Source organism: Acidovorax sp. SDU_ACID1 (genome assembly GCF_045291395.1).
In the GTDB taxonomy this organism is placed as follows: Bacteria; Pseudomonadota; Gammaproteobacteria; order Burkholderiales; family Burkholderiaceae_C; genus MR-S7.
Window position 1 is genome coordinate 504,992 of sequence record NZ_CP152342.1, and the last position, 14,110, is coordinate 519,101.

The 14,110-nt window shown below is 70.9% G+C and carries 12 protein-coding genes; 9 read left to right on the forward strand and 3 right to left on the reverse strand.

Translation table 11 applies throughout. The features are described 5' to 3' along the window. Position 1: 1 nt before the first annotated feature. The 5 genes from AAG689_RS02455 (at position 2) to AAG689_RS02475 (ending at position 7,317) form a co-directional block, all read left to right on the forward strand. Positions 2-1,513, forward strand: a complete 1,512-nt coding sequence (locus tag AAG689_RS02455; protein ID WP_406624617.1) for a tripartite tricarboxylate transporter permease — start codon at positions 2-4, stop codon at positions 1,511-1,513. Positions 1,514-1,767: 254 nt separating this feature from the next. Beyond that, positions 1,768-2,634, forward strand: a complete 867-nt coding sequence (locus AAG689_RS02460) for a DMT family transporter (protein ID WP_020228746.1) — start codon at positions 1,768-1,770, stop codon at positions 2,632-2,634. Between the two features lie 79 nt (positions 2,635-2,713). Next, a complete protein-coding gene (locus AAG689_RS02465; RefSeq protein WP_020228745.1) occupies positions 2,714-3,526 on the forward strand; it encodes an SDR family oxidoreductase in 813 nt (270 codons plus the stop codon). A gap of 33 nt (positions 3,527-3,559) precedes the next feature. Further along, positions 3,560-4,660, forward strand: coding sequence for a TRAP transporter substrate-binding protein (locus AAG689_RS02470; RefSeq protein ID WP_406624618.1), 1,101 nt, complete (start codon positions 3,560-3,562; stop codon positions 4,658-4,660). Then, entirely contained in the window at positions 4,657-7,317 is a 2,661-nt protein-coding gene (locus AAG689_RS02475) for an EAL domain-containing protein (protein WP_406624619.1), read from the forward strand. The genes AAG689_RS02470 and AAG689_RS02475 overlap by 4 nt, the downstream gene beginning before the upstream one ends. A 12-nt stretch (positions 7,318-7,329) precedes the next feature. Here AAG689_RS02475 and AAG689_RS02480 read toward each other — a convergent pair whose 3' ends face one another. Continuing rightward, positions 7,330-8,232, reverse strand: coding sequence for a DMT family transporter (locus AAG689_RS02480; protein ID WP_406624620.1), 903 nt, complete (start codon positions 8,230-8,232; stop codon positions 7,330-7,332). 113 nt (positions 8,233-8,345) lie between these two features. Here AAG689_RS02480 and AAG689_RS02485 point away from each other — a divergent pair, with 113 nt between their 5' ends. After that, positions 8,346-9,332, forward strand: coding sequence for a quinone oxidoreductase (locus tag AAG689_RS02485; protein WP_020228741.1), 987 nt, complete (start codon positions 8,346-8,348; stop codon positions 9,330-9,332). Next, complete coding sequence (locus AAG689_RS02490; protein WP_406624621.1) at positions 9,329-10,150, forward strand: NUDIX domain-containing protein; 822 nt, start codon at positions 9,329-9,331, stop codon at positions 10,148-10,150. The genes AAG689_RS02485 and AAG689_RS02490 overlap by 4 nt, the downstream gene beginning before the upstream one ends. Here AAG689_RS02490 and AAG689_RS02495 read toward each other — a convergent pair. After that, positions 10,138-10,881 (reverse strand): FadR/GntR family transcriptional regulator, encoded by a 744-nt coding sequence (locus AAG689_RS02495; RefSeq protein ID WP_406624622.1) that lies wholly within the window; start codon positions 10,879-10,881, stop codon positions 10,138-10,140. The genes AAG689_RS02490 and AAG689_RS02495 overlap by 13 nt on opposite strands. A gap of 5 nt (positions 10,882-10,886) precedes the next feature. After that, entirely contained in the window at positions 10,887-11,912 is a 1,026-nt protein-coding gene (locus AAG689_RS02500) for an alpha/beta fold hydrolase (protein ID WP_406624623.1), read from the reverse strand. 85 nt (positions 11,913-11,997) lie between these two features. Here AAG689_RS02500 and AAG689_RS02505 point away from each other — a divergent pair, with 85 nt between their 5' ends. Continuing rightward, the gene (locus tag AAG689_RS02505) at positions 11,998-12,921 is read left to right on the forward strand and encodes a Bug family tripartite tricarboxylate transporter substrate binding protein (protein ID WP_406624624.1); all 924 of its coding nucleotides are present in this window, start codon (positions 11,998-12,000) and stop codon (positions 12,919-12,921) included. 109 nt (positions 12,922-13,030) lie between these two features. After that, positions 13,031-13,996, forward strand: a complete 966-nt coding sequence (locus AAG689_RS02510; protein ID WP_406624625.1) for a bile acid:sodium symporter family protein — start codon at positions 13,031-13,033, stop codon at positions 13,994-13,996. Positions 13,997-14,110 lie beyond the last annotated feature (114 nt).

Genomic DNA, 14,110 nt, shown 5'->3' on the forward strand with positions numbered 1-14,110 from the left:
CATGGAATTGTTCGAACACCTCTCGATGGGTTTTGGCGTCGCGTTTACGTTCCAGAACCTGATCTACTGTTTCATCGGCTGTCTGCTGGGCACGCTGATCGGCGTGCTGCCCGGCGTGGGCCCCGTGGCGACCATCGCCATGCTGCTGCCCGCCACCTACGCGCTGCCGCCCGTGGCCGCGCTGATCATGCTGGCGGGCATCTACTACGGCGCGCAGTACGGCGGCTCCACCACCGCCATCCTGGTGAACCTGCCGGGCGAATCGTCCTCGGTGGTGACCGTGATCGACGGCTACCAGATGGCGCGCAAGGGCCGTGCAGGCCCCGCGCTCGCGGCCGCCGGCATCGGCTCGTTCTTCGCGGGCTGCGTGGGCACCATCATCCTGGCCGCCTTCGCCCCGCCGCTGACCGAAGTGGCCTTCAAGTTCGGCCCCGCCGAATACTTCTCGCTGATGGTGCTGGGCCTGATCGGCGCCGTGGTGCTGGCCTCGGGCTCGCTGCTCAAGGCCGTGGGCATGATCGTGCTGGGCCTGCTGCTGGGCCTGGTGGGCACGGACGTGAACTCCGGCGTGGCGCGCTACAGCTTCGACATCCCCGAGCTGACCGACGGCATCAACTTCGTCGTGATCGCCATGGGCGTGTTCGGCTACGGTGAAATCATCGCCAACCTGTCCAAGCCCGACGACGAGCGCGAGGTGTTCACCGCCAAGGTGCAAGGCCTGTTCCCCACGGCCGAGGACTTCAAGCGCATGTTCCCCGCCATGATCCGCGGCACGGCCCTGGGCTCGGCGCTGGGCATCCTGCCCGGCGGCGGCGCGCTGCTGTCGGCCTTCGCGGCCTACACCATCGAGAAGAAGACCAAGCTCAAGCCCGGCGAGGTGCCGTTCGGCCAGGGCAACATCCGCGGCGTGACGGCCCCCGAGTCGGCCAACAACGCCGGTTCGCAGACTTCCTTCATCCCGCTGCTGACGCTGGGCATCCCGCCCAACGCCGTGATGGCGCTGATGGTGGGCGCGATGACCATCCACAACATCCAGCCCGGCCCGCAGGTGATGACCAGCAACCCCGAACTGTTCTGGGGCCTGATCGCCTCGATGTGGATCGGCAACCTGATGCTGATCATCCTGAACCTGCCGCTGATCGGCATGTGGATCAAGCTGCTGACCGTGCCCTACCGCTGGCTGTTCCCCTCCATCGTGCTGTTCTGCGCGATCGGGGTGTACTCCACCAACAACAACACCTTCGACGTGTGGCTGGTGGGTGCGTTCGGCTTCGTGGGCTACCTGTTCTACAAGCTGGGTGTGGAGCCCGCGCCTCTGCTGCTGGGCTTCATCCTGGGGCCGATGATGGAAGAGAACCTGCGCCGTGCACTGCTGCTTTCGCGCGGTGACTGGAGCGTGTTCGTCACGCGTCCCATCTCCGCCGGCCTGCTGGCTGCCGCGGCACTGCTGCTGGTCATCGTGCTGCTGCCCGCGGTGAGCAAGAAGCGGGAAGAGGCCTTCGTCGAGGATTGACGCACGCGCCCACGCGGGCCTTCGCGGCCCGCGCAACCGGCCGGCCAGGGGCAACCCTGACCGGCCTTTTTTTGCTTCTAAAAAAGTAGCTGCTTGCGCTTGCCCTGCAAGGGTTGCGGGCCGATTGGGCTCCAAAGCCGGATAATTGCCGTTTGCATTCTCTCCGGTGGCCTGTGTTCGAGGCCGCCGCTTCTTTCGTGCCACCACCTTCCTCTGCACCCGTGCCTGCGTCCGGCAAGCCCCTGGCGGCCGGCATGGCGCTGGCCGTCTTCGGGGCCATCGCCTTCAGCGGCAAGGCGATCATCGTCAAGCTCGCCTACCGCTACGGCGTGGACGCGGTGACGCTCATCATGTACCGCATGCTGTTCGCGCTGCCCATCTTCGCCGCCATGGCGTGGTGGGCCAGCCGCGGCCGGGCGCCGCTCACGCGGCGCGACTGGCTGGGCGTGGCGGGACTGGGCGTGTCGGGCTACTACCTGGCCAGCTTCCTGGATTTCGCGGGGCTGGCCTACATCAGCGCCAGCCTGGAGCGGCTGATCCAGTACCTCACCCCCACATTGGTGCTGCTGCTGGGCTGGCTGTTCTACGGCCGGGGGCCGCGCTGGGGGCAGGTGCTGGGCATGGGCATCGGCTATGCGGGCGTGCTGTTGGTCTTCGGACGCGAGGCCAGCCTGCAGGGGCCCGACGTGGCATGGGGCGTGCTATTGGTGTTCCTGTCGGCGCTGAGCTACGCGGTCTACCTGGTCTACAGCGGCGAGATGGTGCGGCGCCTGGGCGCACTGCGCCTCGTGGGGCTGGCGACCAGCGTGGCGTGCCTGTGCTGCCTGCTGCAGTTCATCGTGCTGCGGCCGCTGGCCGCGGCCGTGGTGGCTCCCGAAGTGCTGTGGCTGTCGCTGCTCAACGCCACGCTGTGCACGGCCGCGCCGGTGCTGATGGTGATGATGGCCATCGAGCGCATCGGGGCAGGCATGGCGGCGCAGGCCAGCATGGTCGGGCCGCTGTCCACGATCTTCATGGGCGTGTGGCTGCTCGATGAGCCGTTCACGCCCTGGATCGCGGCGGGCACGGGGCTGGTCCTCGTGGGCATCTTCGTGTTCACGCGCATGGCCCGGCCCCGGTAGGGCTGCGGCGGGCGCCGCAGTCCACTATGATCGTTTCAAACTGTTAACTAGACTCCAGGGGAGTCTTCAGGAGCAAGGCATGGATCTGGGCATCTCCGGAAAGTGGGCGCTGGTCTGCGGCGCCAGCAAGGGGCTGGGGCGCGGCTGCGCCGAGGCGCTGGTGCGCGAGGGCGTGAACCTGGTGGTCAATGCGCGCAGCGCCGATGCGCTGCAGCAGACCGCGGCGCAACTGCGCGAAGAAGGCGCGCGCGCCGCGGGCGCGGCGCCGCAGGTGATCGCCGTGGCGGCCGACATCACCACGCCCGAGGGGCGCGCGGCCGTGTTCGGCGCGGCGGGCGGACCGGGCAAGGACTTCGATATCGTGGTCACCAACGCGGGCGGCCCGCCGCCGGGCGATTTCCGCGACTGGGACCGCGACGCCTGGGTGCGCGCCGTGGACGCCAACATGCTCACCCCCATCGAGCTCATCCGCGCCACGGTGGACGGCATGGCCGCGCGCGGCTTCGGGCGCATCGTCAACATCACCTCCAGCGCGGTGAAGGCGCCCATCGACATCCTGGGCCTGTCCAACGGTGCGCGCAGCGGGCTGACCGGCTTCGTGGCCGGCGCGGCGCGCAGCTCCATCGCCGCGCGCGGCGTCACCATCAACAACCTGCTGCCGGGCCGGTTCGACACCGACCGGCTGGTCGGCACCATCAACGCCGCGGCGGCCAAGACCGGCAAGAGCGTGGAGGAGGTGCGCCGCATGCAGCAGGCCGCGATACCGGCGGGGCGCTACGGCACGCCGCAGGAGTTCGGCGCCATCTGCGCGTTCCTCTGCAGCGTGCAGGCCGGCTACATGACGGGGCAGAACGTGCTGGCCGACGGCGGGGCCTATCCCGGCACGTTCTGAACGAAGGCGCGCGCAGGTGCTGAAGGGGCTCTCATGCATGTGCTGCGATATTCCACGGAGTGGCCGGCCGCACGCCGGCTGGCGCGCGTGCTCGCCGTGGCATTGCTGTGCGGCGGCGTTGCGCTCGCGTCGCCATCGCAGCCTCCCGTGGCGGCGCCTTTCAAGCTGCGCGTGGTGGGCGGGCTGGCCGGCGTCACGCAGTACACGCAGCTCGAAGCCCCTTTCTGGACACGGGACCTGCCGCGCTTGAGCCAGGGCCGCTTCAGCGCCGACGTGGTGCCCTTCGACCGCGCGGGCGTGCCGGGCATGGAAATGCTGCGCCTGCTGCAGCTGGGCGTGGTGCCCTTCGGCACGGTGCTGATGAGCTCGCTGTCGGCGCAGTATCCGCAGTACACGGCGGTGGATCTGCCGGGGCTCAACCCCGACTTCGCTGCGCTGCGCACCTCGCTGCAGGCCTTCCGCCCCTACCTGGACCAGGCGCTGCGCGAGGAGCACGGCATCGAGACGCTGGCGATCTACGTCTATCCGGCGCAGGTGGTCTTCTGCAAGCAGGCACTGAGCGGCCTGGCGGACCTGCGTGGGCGCAAGGTGCGCGTGTCCTCCGCGGCGCAGGGGGACTTCATGGCCGCGCTGGGCGCCAAGCCGCTGCTCACGCCGTTCTCGGAGATGGTCAAGAGCATCAAGGCGGGGGCGAGCGAGTGCGCGGTGACGGGCACCATGTCGGGCAACATCCTGGGGCTGCACATGCACACCACGCACCTGTACCCCATGCCCATCACCTGGGGGCTGGCCATCTTCGGCGCCAACCGCGCGGCCTGGCAGGCGCTGCCGCAGGAACTGCGCATGCTGCTGCAGGCCGAACTGCCCAAGCTGGAAACCGCCGTGTGGCTGAGCGCGGAGCAGGACACGGCCCAGGGCGTGGCCTGCAACACCGGCAGCGCGCAGTGCACCACCGGGCGGCGCGGCGAGATGGCGCTGGTGCCCGTGCGCGCGCCCGACGAGGCCCGCCGCCGCGAGATCTTCGACACCGTGGTGCTGCCGCGCTGGATCGGCCGCTGCGGCGCGTCCTGCGCCGACATCTGGCGGCGCACCATCGGACCGGCGCGCGGCATCGCCGCGCCGGCCGCTCCATGAGGCTTGCGCCGCTGCCCCGTCCCCGCCTGGCCGTCTGGAGCGCGGTCGGACTCTTCCTGCTCGCGCTGGGCGCGACCGTGGGCCTGCTGCTCAAGAGCACGCATGGCGATGCGCTGGGCGAGAGCGAGGCGCGCGTCACGCGCTTCGTCACGGGCGCGCAGGCCGGCATGAACCGCACGCTGCTGGCGTTCGACGTGCTGCTGGCCACCACCGAGGAACTGCTGGAGCTCGCTACCAGCCACCGCGACCATTTCGACCGGGCGCGGGCCAGCGAGCTGCTGCGCACCGCCGCGCGCCAGAACCTGATGCTGCGCTACGTGGCGCTGCTGGACGGCCAGGGCCGGCTGCTGGCCTCGTCCATCCCCCGCGGCGATCCGCAGGCCGTGGAGCTGCCCCCGGGCTTCCTGGCCGCGGCCATGGCGCCCACCGTGCCCACGCTCGCGATGAGCGCGCCGCAGCTCAGCACCGCGAGCTCCGAGCGCGTGCTGTACGTGGCGCGTCCCTTGCGGCTGGGCGACGGCACGCAACTGCTCGCGCTGGCCCAGGTGCCTGTGGATGCGCTGGTGCCGGTGCTGATGCAGGGGCTGAGCATGCCGGACCTGGAGGTCACGCTCGAGCGCGGGCGCGGCGAGATGCTGATCGGCGTGGCGGCGCAGCAGAGCCTGGTGGAGCGCACCCAGGCGGCGGGGCCGCCGCTGGGCGACGCGGGCGGCATCGCCGCCGATTCCTGGGGGGCCGGCGCCCGGCTGAGCGGAGCGCCCGCGATGGTGTCGGCGCGGCCCTTGCTGTACCCGGATCTGTGGATCACGGCCAGCCTGCCGCGCGGCGCGGCCCTGGCCGCGTGGGAGGAAGAGGCCCGCTCCATGGCCCTGGTGGCGCTGCTGTTCGGCGCCTCGGTGGTGCTGGCCGGCATCTTCGCCACGCTGTACCTGCAGCGCATGCATGGCGCGCGCCAGGTGGCGGCGCGCTCCAAGGCCACGCTGGACCAGGCGCTCAGCTCCATGGTCAGCGGCTTCGTGCTGCTCGACGCGGACCACTGCCTGGTGCAGTGGAACCAGCGCTTCGAGGAAATGTTTCCCTGGCTGCAAGGAATGCTGGCCGTGGGGTTGCCGTTTCGCCGCGTGCTGGAAACCACGGTCCACTACAACCTGCCCGGCATGAGCGCCGAGGACAAGCGCGCCTGGATCGAGCAGCGGCTGCAGCAGCAGCGCAGCGCGCAGGGCACGTTCGAGCAGCGGCTGCCTTCGGGACGCTACCTGCAGCTCACCGAGCGCGCCACGCCCGAAGGCGGGCTGGTCATCGTCTACCACGACGTCACCGACCTGCGCCGCGCCGCCGCCGAGATCGAGAACCTGGCCTTCTACGACCCGCTCACCGGCCTGCCCAACCGCCGCCTGCTGCTGGACCGGCTCGGCCAGGCGTGCACGGCGGAGATGCGCGAGGGCACGCTGGGCGCGGTGCTGTTCATCGACCTGGACCATTTCAAGACCCTCAACGACAGCATGGGCCACGAGGTGGGCGACCAGCTGCTGCAGCAGGTGGCGCGGCGCCTCGAAGGCTGCGTGCGCGGCAGCGACATGGTGGCGCGCCTGGGGGGCGACGAGTTCGTGGTCATGCTGCTGGGCCTGCCCGGCGACAGCGACACCGCTGCCGAGCAGGTGCGCCGCGTGGGCGAGAAGATCGTGCACCTGCTCGCCCAGCCCTTCCACCTGGGCCGGCAGACGCACCACGGCAGCTGCAGCATGGGCGCCACGCTGTTCGGCGAGGTGCTGCAGACCGCGGCCGAGGTGCTCAAGCAGGCCGACATCGCCATGTACCAGGTCAAGGCCCAGCGCGGCAACGCGCTGTGCTTCTTCGATCCGGGCATGCAGGTGGCGCTCAACGAGCGGGCGCGGCTCGCGTCCGACCTGCAGGCGGCTCTGCCTGCCGGGCAGTTCCTGCTCTACCTGCAGCCGCAATGCACGCGGGACGGCGCCATCGTGGGCGCCGAGGCGCTGCTGCGCTGGCGCCATCCCGTGCGCGGCCTGGTGCCGCCCGCGCAGTTCATCGGCGTGGCCGAGGACAGCGACCTCATCGTCGCCATCGGCCACTGGGTGCTGCGCAGCGCCTGCGCCATCCTCGCGCGCTGGGCGCAGGAGCCGGGCCTCGGCGGGCTGTCGCTGAGCGTGAACGTGAGCGCGCGCCAGTTCCGCCAGGCCGACTTCGTCGAGCTGGTCACCCAGGCGCTGCAGGCGAGCGGCGCGCGAGCGCACCGGCTGGAGCTGGAGTTGACCGAGTCGCTGGTGCTGGAGGACGTGCAGGACTCCATCGCCAAGATGCACCAGCTGCGCACCAAGGGCGTGCGCTTCGCGGTGGACGACTTCGGTACCGGCTACTCGTCGCTGGCCTACCTCACGCGGCTGCCGCTGCACCGGCTCAAGATCGACCGTTCCTTCGTGCACCACCTGGGCGAGCGCCACAGCGACAACGTGGTGGTGCAGACTATCCTGGGCATGGCCCGCAACCTGGAGCTGGAGGTGGTGGCTGAGGGCGTGGAGACCGAGGCGCAGCGCGACTTCCTCTCGGACCACGGCTGCGACGTGTACCAGGGCTATCTGTTCGGCCGGCCCATGCCGGTGGACGCGCTGGAAGCGCTGCTCGCGCCCCTCGGCCAGTGAGCCTGTCGTTCGTCAGCGCCGGGACGACACCACGATCCCGCCCACGATGAGCGCGAACGCCAGCGCGTGGTACAGGTGGGGCACCTCGCCGAGCAGCGCGGCGGACAGGATGGCGGCGAACAGCGGCGTGAGGTTGATGAAGAAGCCTCCCGCCACCGGCCCCGCGCGCTGCACGCCCATGCCCCAGCAGCGGTAGGCCAGGATGGCCGGCCCGACGGCGATGAACGCCAGGCCCGCCGCCAGCGGCCAGCCCCACACGATGGGCGCGGCGCCGCCCAGCGACCATTCGCCCGCGGCGAATGCGCCCGACCAGAGCAGGCCGAAGACCATCTGCGCCATCAGGAACGCGGCCCAGTCGCCGCGCACGCCGGCCGGCTCGCTGGTGCGCACCAGCAGCCAGCTGTAGAGCGCCCACGAGATGGTCGCCAGCACCATGTACAGGTCGCCTGGCACCAGCCGCAGCGCCAGCAGCTGGTCCCAGCTGCCGCGGCTGAGCACCAGCAGCACGCCCGCCACCGACAGCATCGCGCCCGCCATCTGCCGGCGCGACACCGGCACGCCGAAGCACAGCGCGCCCGTCAGCAGCATCCACACGGGCGTGCCAGAGCCCACCAGGGTCACGTTCAGCGGGGTGGAGGTCTGCAGCGCCATGTACTGCAGCGCGTTGTAGCTGCCGATGCCCAGCAGCCCCAGCAACGCATAGCGCCGCCAGTGGGGCCATAGCGGGCTGGAGGGGCGCAGCACCTGCCAGGCCAGGGGCAGCAGCAGCGCGAAGGCCAGCAGCCAGCGCGCGAAGTTCAGGGTGACGGGCGGGATCAGCGTGTGGAGCAGGCGGCCGGCCACGGCGTTGCCGGCCCACAGCAGCGGCGCGGCGGTCAGCAGCAGCGCGGTGCCGGGAGTGATGCGTTGGTTCATAGGGGGGCCAACTGTAAGCCAAGGGGTAAGACAGAGCCGGGGGCAGGGGCGGGCGAAACATGGCAGGATCGCGGCTCGTTGCCAACCCACCCCTGAACAAGGAGACCGTTTCCATGACCCTCGCCGTACAGATCCGCCAGCACGGTGGCCCCGAGGAACTCCAGATCGTCGACGTGCAGGTGGGCGAGCCCGGCCCGGGCGAGATCCGCATCCGCCACCACGCAGTGGGGCTGAACTTCATCGACGTGTACCACCGCACGGGCCTCTATCCCCTGAACATGCCCGCCGGCATCGGCATGGAAGCCGCCGGCGTGGTCGAGGCCGTTGGCGAGGGCGTCACGCACCTGAAGGCGGGCGACCGCGCGGCCTATGCCAGCCAGCCGCCGGGCAGCTACTGCGAGGTGCGCGTCATGCCTGCCAAGTGCGTGTGCAAGCTGCCCGACGCCATCGACTTCGAGACCGGCGCGGCGATGATGCTCAAGGGCCTCACGGCGCAGTACCTGCTCAAGAAAACGCTGCCCGTGCAGGGCCTGCAGCCCGGCGACCACGTGCTGTTCCACGCGGCCGCGGGCGGCGTGGGCCTTATCGCCTGCCAGTGGGCCAAGGCGCTGGGGCTGCAGCTGATCGCCACGGCGGGCAGCGACGCCAAGTGCCAGCTCGCGCTGGCCAACGGCGCGGCCCACGCCGTCAACTACAACACCGAGGACTTCGCCGCCCGCGTCAAGGAGATCACCGGCGGCAAGGGCGTGAAGGTGGTCTACGACAGCGTGGGCAAGGACACCTGGGACAAGTCCCTCGACTGCCTGCGTCCCTTCGGCCTGATGGCCAGCTTCGGCAACGCCTCCGGCCCCGTGCCGCCGTTCGCGCCGGGCATGCTGGGCGCCAAGGGCTCGCTCTACGTCACGCGCCAGACGCTGTTCAGCCACATCACCACGCGCGAATCCACGCAGGCCATGGCCGACGACCTGTTCGCCGTGGTGGCCAGCGGGCAGGTGAAGATCCACATCGCACAGCGCTACAGCCTGCGCGACGTGCAGCAGGCGCACCGCGACCTGGAAGCGCGCAAGACCACCGGCTCGACCATCCTGACCCTGCCATGACCGCTGCCGCGGGCGTGCCCGCCTGGGTGGCGCCGGCGCGCGCCTGCGCGGGTTGCGGCCCGTCGCGGGTGCGCCTGCCGCTGTGGGTGGAGCGCGCACGGGTGGGCTCCGTGGATGCGGAGGTTTTTGGTCAAATAGGCCTCCAGCGCTTGTTGGACAAGCGCTGGCAGCTATCAATGGAGGAGCGTGAGGGTGCGTCTGCCTGGGTGCTGCGCGGTGGCGGCGCCACGGCCGCCCTGGGCGCGCTGGCCCAGGCACTGCGTGGCGCGGGCCGCTGCGGCCCCTGGCGCGACGAGCAGCTCGCCGTGTGCGATGGCCAGGGCCGGCGCATCGCCACCGTGGAGCGCGGCGCCGTGCGCGTGCTGGGCATCGCCACCCGGGCCGTGCACCTGGTGGGCTGCACGCCCGACGGCGCGCGCCTGTGGGTGCAGCAGCGCTCCCTGTCCAAGCCCAGCAACCCCGGTATGTGGGACACGCTGATGGGTGGCATGGTGAGCAGCGCCGACACCCTGGAGCAGGCCCTGGCGCGCGAGACGTGGGAAGAGGCCGGCCTGCGCGTGGATGCCCTGCAGGGCCTGGCCCACGGAGGCCATGTGGATTTCGCCCAGCCCAGCGGCGAGGCCGGCGGCATCGGCTACATGGCCGAGCGCATCGACTGGTTCCGCGCCACAGTGCCGCAAGGCCTGGCGCCCGCCAACCAGGACGGCGAGGTCGAGCGCTTCGAATGCCTGCCCCATGCCGAGGTGCACGCGCGCCTGGCGCAGGGCGCGTTCACACCCGAGGCGGCGCTGGTGCTGGCCGCGTTCTACGGCTGGTAGGCGGCCTCGTTCTGCCAGAAGCCCGCGTCCGCCTGCCGGATGCGGACGATCGCGTTGCTCATGTGCCCTGCAGCGGCCTGGCGCGCGGCGGCTGCATCGCCGGCCTCGATGGCGGCCACGATGCGCGCATGCTCGGCCGTCACGGCCTCGGCGAAGTCGGCGCGCCGGGCCTCGTTGGCGCGTGTCACGCGCGTGCCGCCACGCAGGAACTGCGCCAGGTAGTCCAGCGTGCTGAGAAGAAATGCGTTGTGCGCCGCCTGGGCGATGGTGCGGTGGAAGGCCACGTCCTCCTGCACGCCGTCGCCGCCCTGGCGCACGGCTTCGGCCAGCGCGGCCACGGCCGCGTGGATGCGCCCCAGGTCGTCCGCGCTGCGGCGCTGCGCGGCCAGCTCGGCCACCTCGGCCTCCAGCGCGCGGCGCACCTCGGCGATCTGGATCACCGCGTCCTGCTGCGTCTGGCGCAGGCTGTCCAGGTCCAGCGGCTCGATGCCCGCGGCCTTCACGTAGACGCCGCTGCCCTGGCGCGGCTCGACCAGGTTGCGCGAGTGCAGGCGCGAGACGGCCTCGCGCACCACGGTGCGGCTCACCCCCAGCTGGCGCACCAGCTCGGCCTCGGTGGGCAGTTTCTCGCCGGGATGCAGATGGCCGGCGCGGATCTGCTCCTCCAACTGCTGAGCGACGCGGTCGGCCAGTTTGAGGGCGGGGGCGATGGCGCTGAAGGCGGCGGTCATGGCGGTTACGGTGTCTCCTCGAGCAGTTGGGTGAGTGCCTGCTTCCACCAGCGCGCCTGCCCCGTGGTGGCATGCCCTGCCGTGGCGGTGCTGGCGGGGATGCGCAGGATGCGGCCGCGCGGTACGCGGGCGATGGCTGCCTCCAGCAGGCCCAGCGTGCGCGGGTAGCGTTCGTCGTCGTCCGACAGGATGGCGAGCACGGCGGCGCGGATGGATTCTAGGTTCTGCGAGGCATCGTAGCCGCCCGAGGCTTCCCATTGGTAGAGCATGTCGTTGGCGTCGGCCGTGGGCGGGGCGGCCAGGCGCGCGTCCACCAGCGCGTCGGCCAGCGCGCGCGTGGGCGCCTGGTGCTGCAGCGCCAAGTCGCCGCCGTTGGTGGCCAGGGCGAAGAAGGTGGCGGCCAAGTGCAGGCTGGGCGGCTGCCGGGCATAGTCGCCGCCCTGCCATGCCGGGTCCTGGCGGATCGATTCGCACAGCATGCGGCGCAGCATCCAGTTGCGGCCCGCCATGGGCGTGGGCAGGGAGGCCATGGGTACGGCGATGTCCACCATGTCCGGGTGCTGCTGCGCCCACATCCAGGTGTGCATGCCGCCCATGGAGTTGCCGATGACCAGCCGCAGGCGGGCGAGGCCCAGGTGCTCGGCCACCAGCAGGTGCTGCGCGCGCACCATGTCGCCGTAGCCGTAGTTCGGAAAGCGCGCGCGCAGCCCGTCCGAGGGCTTGCTGGAGCGGCCGGTGCCGATGGCGTCGGGCACGATGATGAAGTGGCGGCGCGCGTCCAGCGGCTGGCCGGGGCCGAACAGCTCGCCACCGAACTGCGGGCCCAGCAGCGCTGTGCCCGACTGCAGCGTGCCGTGCAGCGCCAGCACCGGCAGGCCTGCCGGGTCGCCCAGCGTGGCGTAGTGCAGGCGCAGCGCGGGCAGGGCCTGTCCGTCCTGAAAGCGGAAGTCCGGCAAGGTCCAGTCGTGCTGGCGCGGCTGGTAGACGTCTGTCCGGGAAACCCCTGAATGGGAAACGCGCGGTAAATTCATATGATGACACTATCAGATTATTTATCGACGACAAGAGGTGTTTATGCGCAGACGTGAATTAGTGGGTACCGGCTTGTTCGCCTGCATGGCAGGCAGCACATGGGCGCAGGCCTGGCCGTCGCGGCCCATCCGGCTGGTGGTGCCGTTTCCCGCCGGCGGGCTCATCGACCGCATGGCGCGCCTGATCGGCCCCCGGCTGGCCACGAGCCTCGGCCAGCCCGTGGTGGTGGACAACAAGCCGGGCGTGGGCGGCCACCTCGGCGCAGCGGATGTGGCGCGCGCTGCGCCCGACGGCTACACGCTGCTGATGGCCTCGCCCCCGCTGACCATCGGGCCGGCGATCTACAAGTCGCTGCCTTACCAGCCGGCACAGCTGGAGCCCGTGGCGCTGCTCGGCCGCGTGCAGAACGTGCTGCTCGTCAATGCCAAGAGCCCGGTGCGCAGCGTGGCGCAGCTCACCGAGCGTGCCCGCGCGCAGCCGGGGCAGTTGAACTACGGCTCCAACGGCAACGGCACGTCGCTGCACCTGTGCATGGAGCTGTACAAGAGCCTCACCGGCACGCAGATCACCCACGTCCCCTACCGCGGCGCGGCCGGGGCCATGACGGCCCTGCTGGCGGGCGAGATCGACGTGATGTTCGACAACCTGCCGGCGGCGGTGCCGCACATCAAGGCCGGCACCATCCGCGCCTTGGCCGTCACCGCGCGCGAGCGCAGCGGCACGCTGCCCGACGTGCCCACCATGGTCGAGGCCGGCGTGCCCGGCTTCGATGTGACCGCCTGGTTCGGCGTGGCCGCGCCCGCGAAGCTGCCCGCGGCGGTGGCTGAGCGGCTGCGCGAGGCGCTCGCCGCGCTGGTCACCGCGCCCGACGTGGCGGCGGCCATGCAGGCCCAGGGTGCGGAGCCGCACCTGCTTCAGCAGGAGGCGCTGCGGCAGTTCTGGGCGGAAGACGCGGCGCGCTGGGCCAAGGTGGCCAGCGCGGCGAACATCGTGCTCGACGGCAACTAGGGGAGGTCGTTTTCTATTGCTCCTGAAATAATAGCTGCTTGCGCTTGTTGGACGGGCGCTGGCGGCTTATTTCGTTAGAATCCCTCCCTTTCCCTCCGCACGACTGCCCATGGCCCGCTCCCGCCTGCTTCCCGACAATTTCACCCTCGCGCTCGTCGCCACCGTGGTGCTGGCCAGCGTGGCGCCGGCCTCGGGCATGGCCGCGGCCTTCCTGGAGAAGGCCACCGTGGGCGTGGTGGCCCTGCTGTTCTTCATGCACGGCGCCAAGCTCTCGCGCGAGGCGGTGCTGGCCGGCCTGGGCCACTGGCGGCTGCACCTGCTGGTGGTGGCCAGCACCTTCGTGCTGTTCCCGGTGCTGGGCCTGGCGCTGCGCCCCGTGCTGCAGCCGCTGGTGACGCCCGAGCTGTACACCGGCGTGCTGTTCCTGTGCGTGCTGCCGGCCACGGTGCAGTCGGCCATCGCCTTCACCGCGGTGGCGCGGGGCAACATGGCGGCGGCCATCTGCAGCGCCTCGGCCTCCACACTGATGGGCATCGTCCTCACGCCGGTGCTGGTGGGCCTGGTGCTGCCGCAGGCCGGCAGCGCCCAGCAGGACGTGCTGGGCAGCATCGGGCGCATCATGCTGCAGCTGCTGCTGCCCTTCGTGGCCGGGCACCTGCTGCGCCCGTGGATCGGCCCGTTCATCGCGCGCAACGCGAAGGTGTTGAAGTTCGTGGACCAGGGCTCGGTGCTGCTCGTGGTCTATACCGCGTTCAGCGCGGCCGTGGTCGGCGGCCTGTGGCGCATGCTGCCGCTGCCGGCCCTGGCCGGGCTGGTGGCCGTGTGCGCGGTGCTGCTGGCGGCGGTGCTGGGCTTCACCACCTGGGTGTCGCGGCGCCTGGGCTTTTCCAAGGAGGACGAGATCACCATCGTCTTCTGCGGCTCCAAAAAGAGCCTGCTGAGCGGCGTGCCCATGGCCAAGGTGCTGTTCGCCTCGCAGGCGGCCGGCATGATCGTGCTGCCGCTGATGATCTTCCACCAGATGCAGCTCATGGTCTGCGCCGTGCTGGCGCAGCGCTACGCGAGACGGAGTTGATTGGCGGCGTATTGTGAAGCTGGGGCACTCCGGCGGGGGGCGCCGTGCAAGGGCCGCCCCGCCGCACGGGCGTCGTCCCCCTTCCCACGCGCAGCGTGAGAAGGGGAAGTGGCG

Bases quoted from the DNA above. Each gene is read 5' to 3' on its own strand.
- AAG689_RS02455 (WP_406624617.1), top strand. From the start codon at position 2: ATGGAATTGTTCGAACACCTCTCGATGGGTTTTGGCGTCGCGTTTACG.
- AAG689_RS02460 (WP_020228746.1), top strand. From the start codon at position 1,768: ATGGCGCTGGCCGTCTTCGGGGCCATCGCCTTCAGCGGCAAGGCGATC.
- AAG689_RS02465 (WP_020228745.1), top strand. From the start codon at position 2,714: ATGGATCTGGGCATCTCCGGAAAGTGGGCGCTGGTCTGCGGCGCCAGC.
- AAG689_RS02470 (WP_406624618.1), top strand. From the start codon at position 3,560: ATGCATGTGCTGCGATATTCCACGGAGTGGCCGGCCGCACGCCGGCTG.
- AAG689_RS02475 (WP_406624619.1), top strand. From the start codon at position 4,657: ATGAGGCTTGCGCCGCTGCCCCGTCCCCGCCTGGCCGTCTGGAGCGCG.
- AAG689_RS02480 (WP_406624620.1), bottom strand. From the start codon at position 8,232: ATGAACCAACGCATCACTCCCGGCACCGCGCTGCTGCTGACCGCCGCG.
- AAG689_RS02485 (WP_020228741.1), top strand. From the start codon at position 8,346: ATGACCCTCGCCGTACAGATCCGCCAGCACGGTGGCCCCGAGGAACTC.
- AAG689_RS02490 (WP_406624621.1), top strand. From the start codon at position 9,329: ATGACCGCTGCCGCGGGCGTGCCCGCCTGGGTGGCGCCGGCGCGCGCC.
- AAG689_RS02495 (WP_406624622.1), bottom strand. From the start codon at position 10,881: ATGACCGCCGCCTTCAGCGCCATCGCCCCCGCCCTCAAACTGGCCGAC.
- AAG689_RS02500 (WP_406624623.1), bottom strand. From the start codon at position 11,912: ATGAATTTACCGCGCGTTTCCCATTCAGGGGTTTCCCGGACAGACGTC.
- AAG689_RS02505 (WP_406624624.1), top strand. From the start codon at position 11,998: ATGGCAGGCAGCACATGGGCGCAGGCCTGGCCGTCGCGGCCCATCCGG.
- AAG689_RS02510 (WP_406624625.1), top strand. From the start codon at position 13,031: ATGGCCCGCTCCCGCCTGCTTCCCGACAATTTCACCCTCGCGCTCGTC.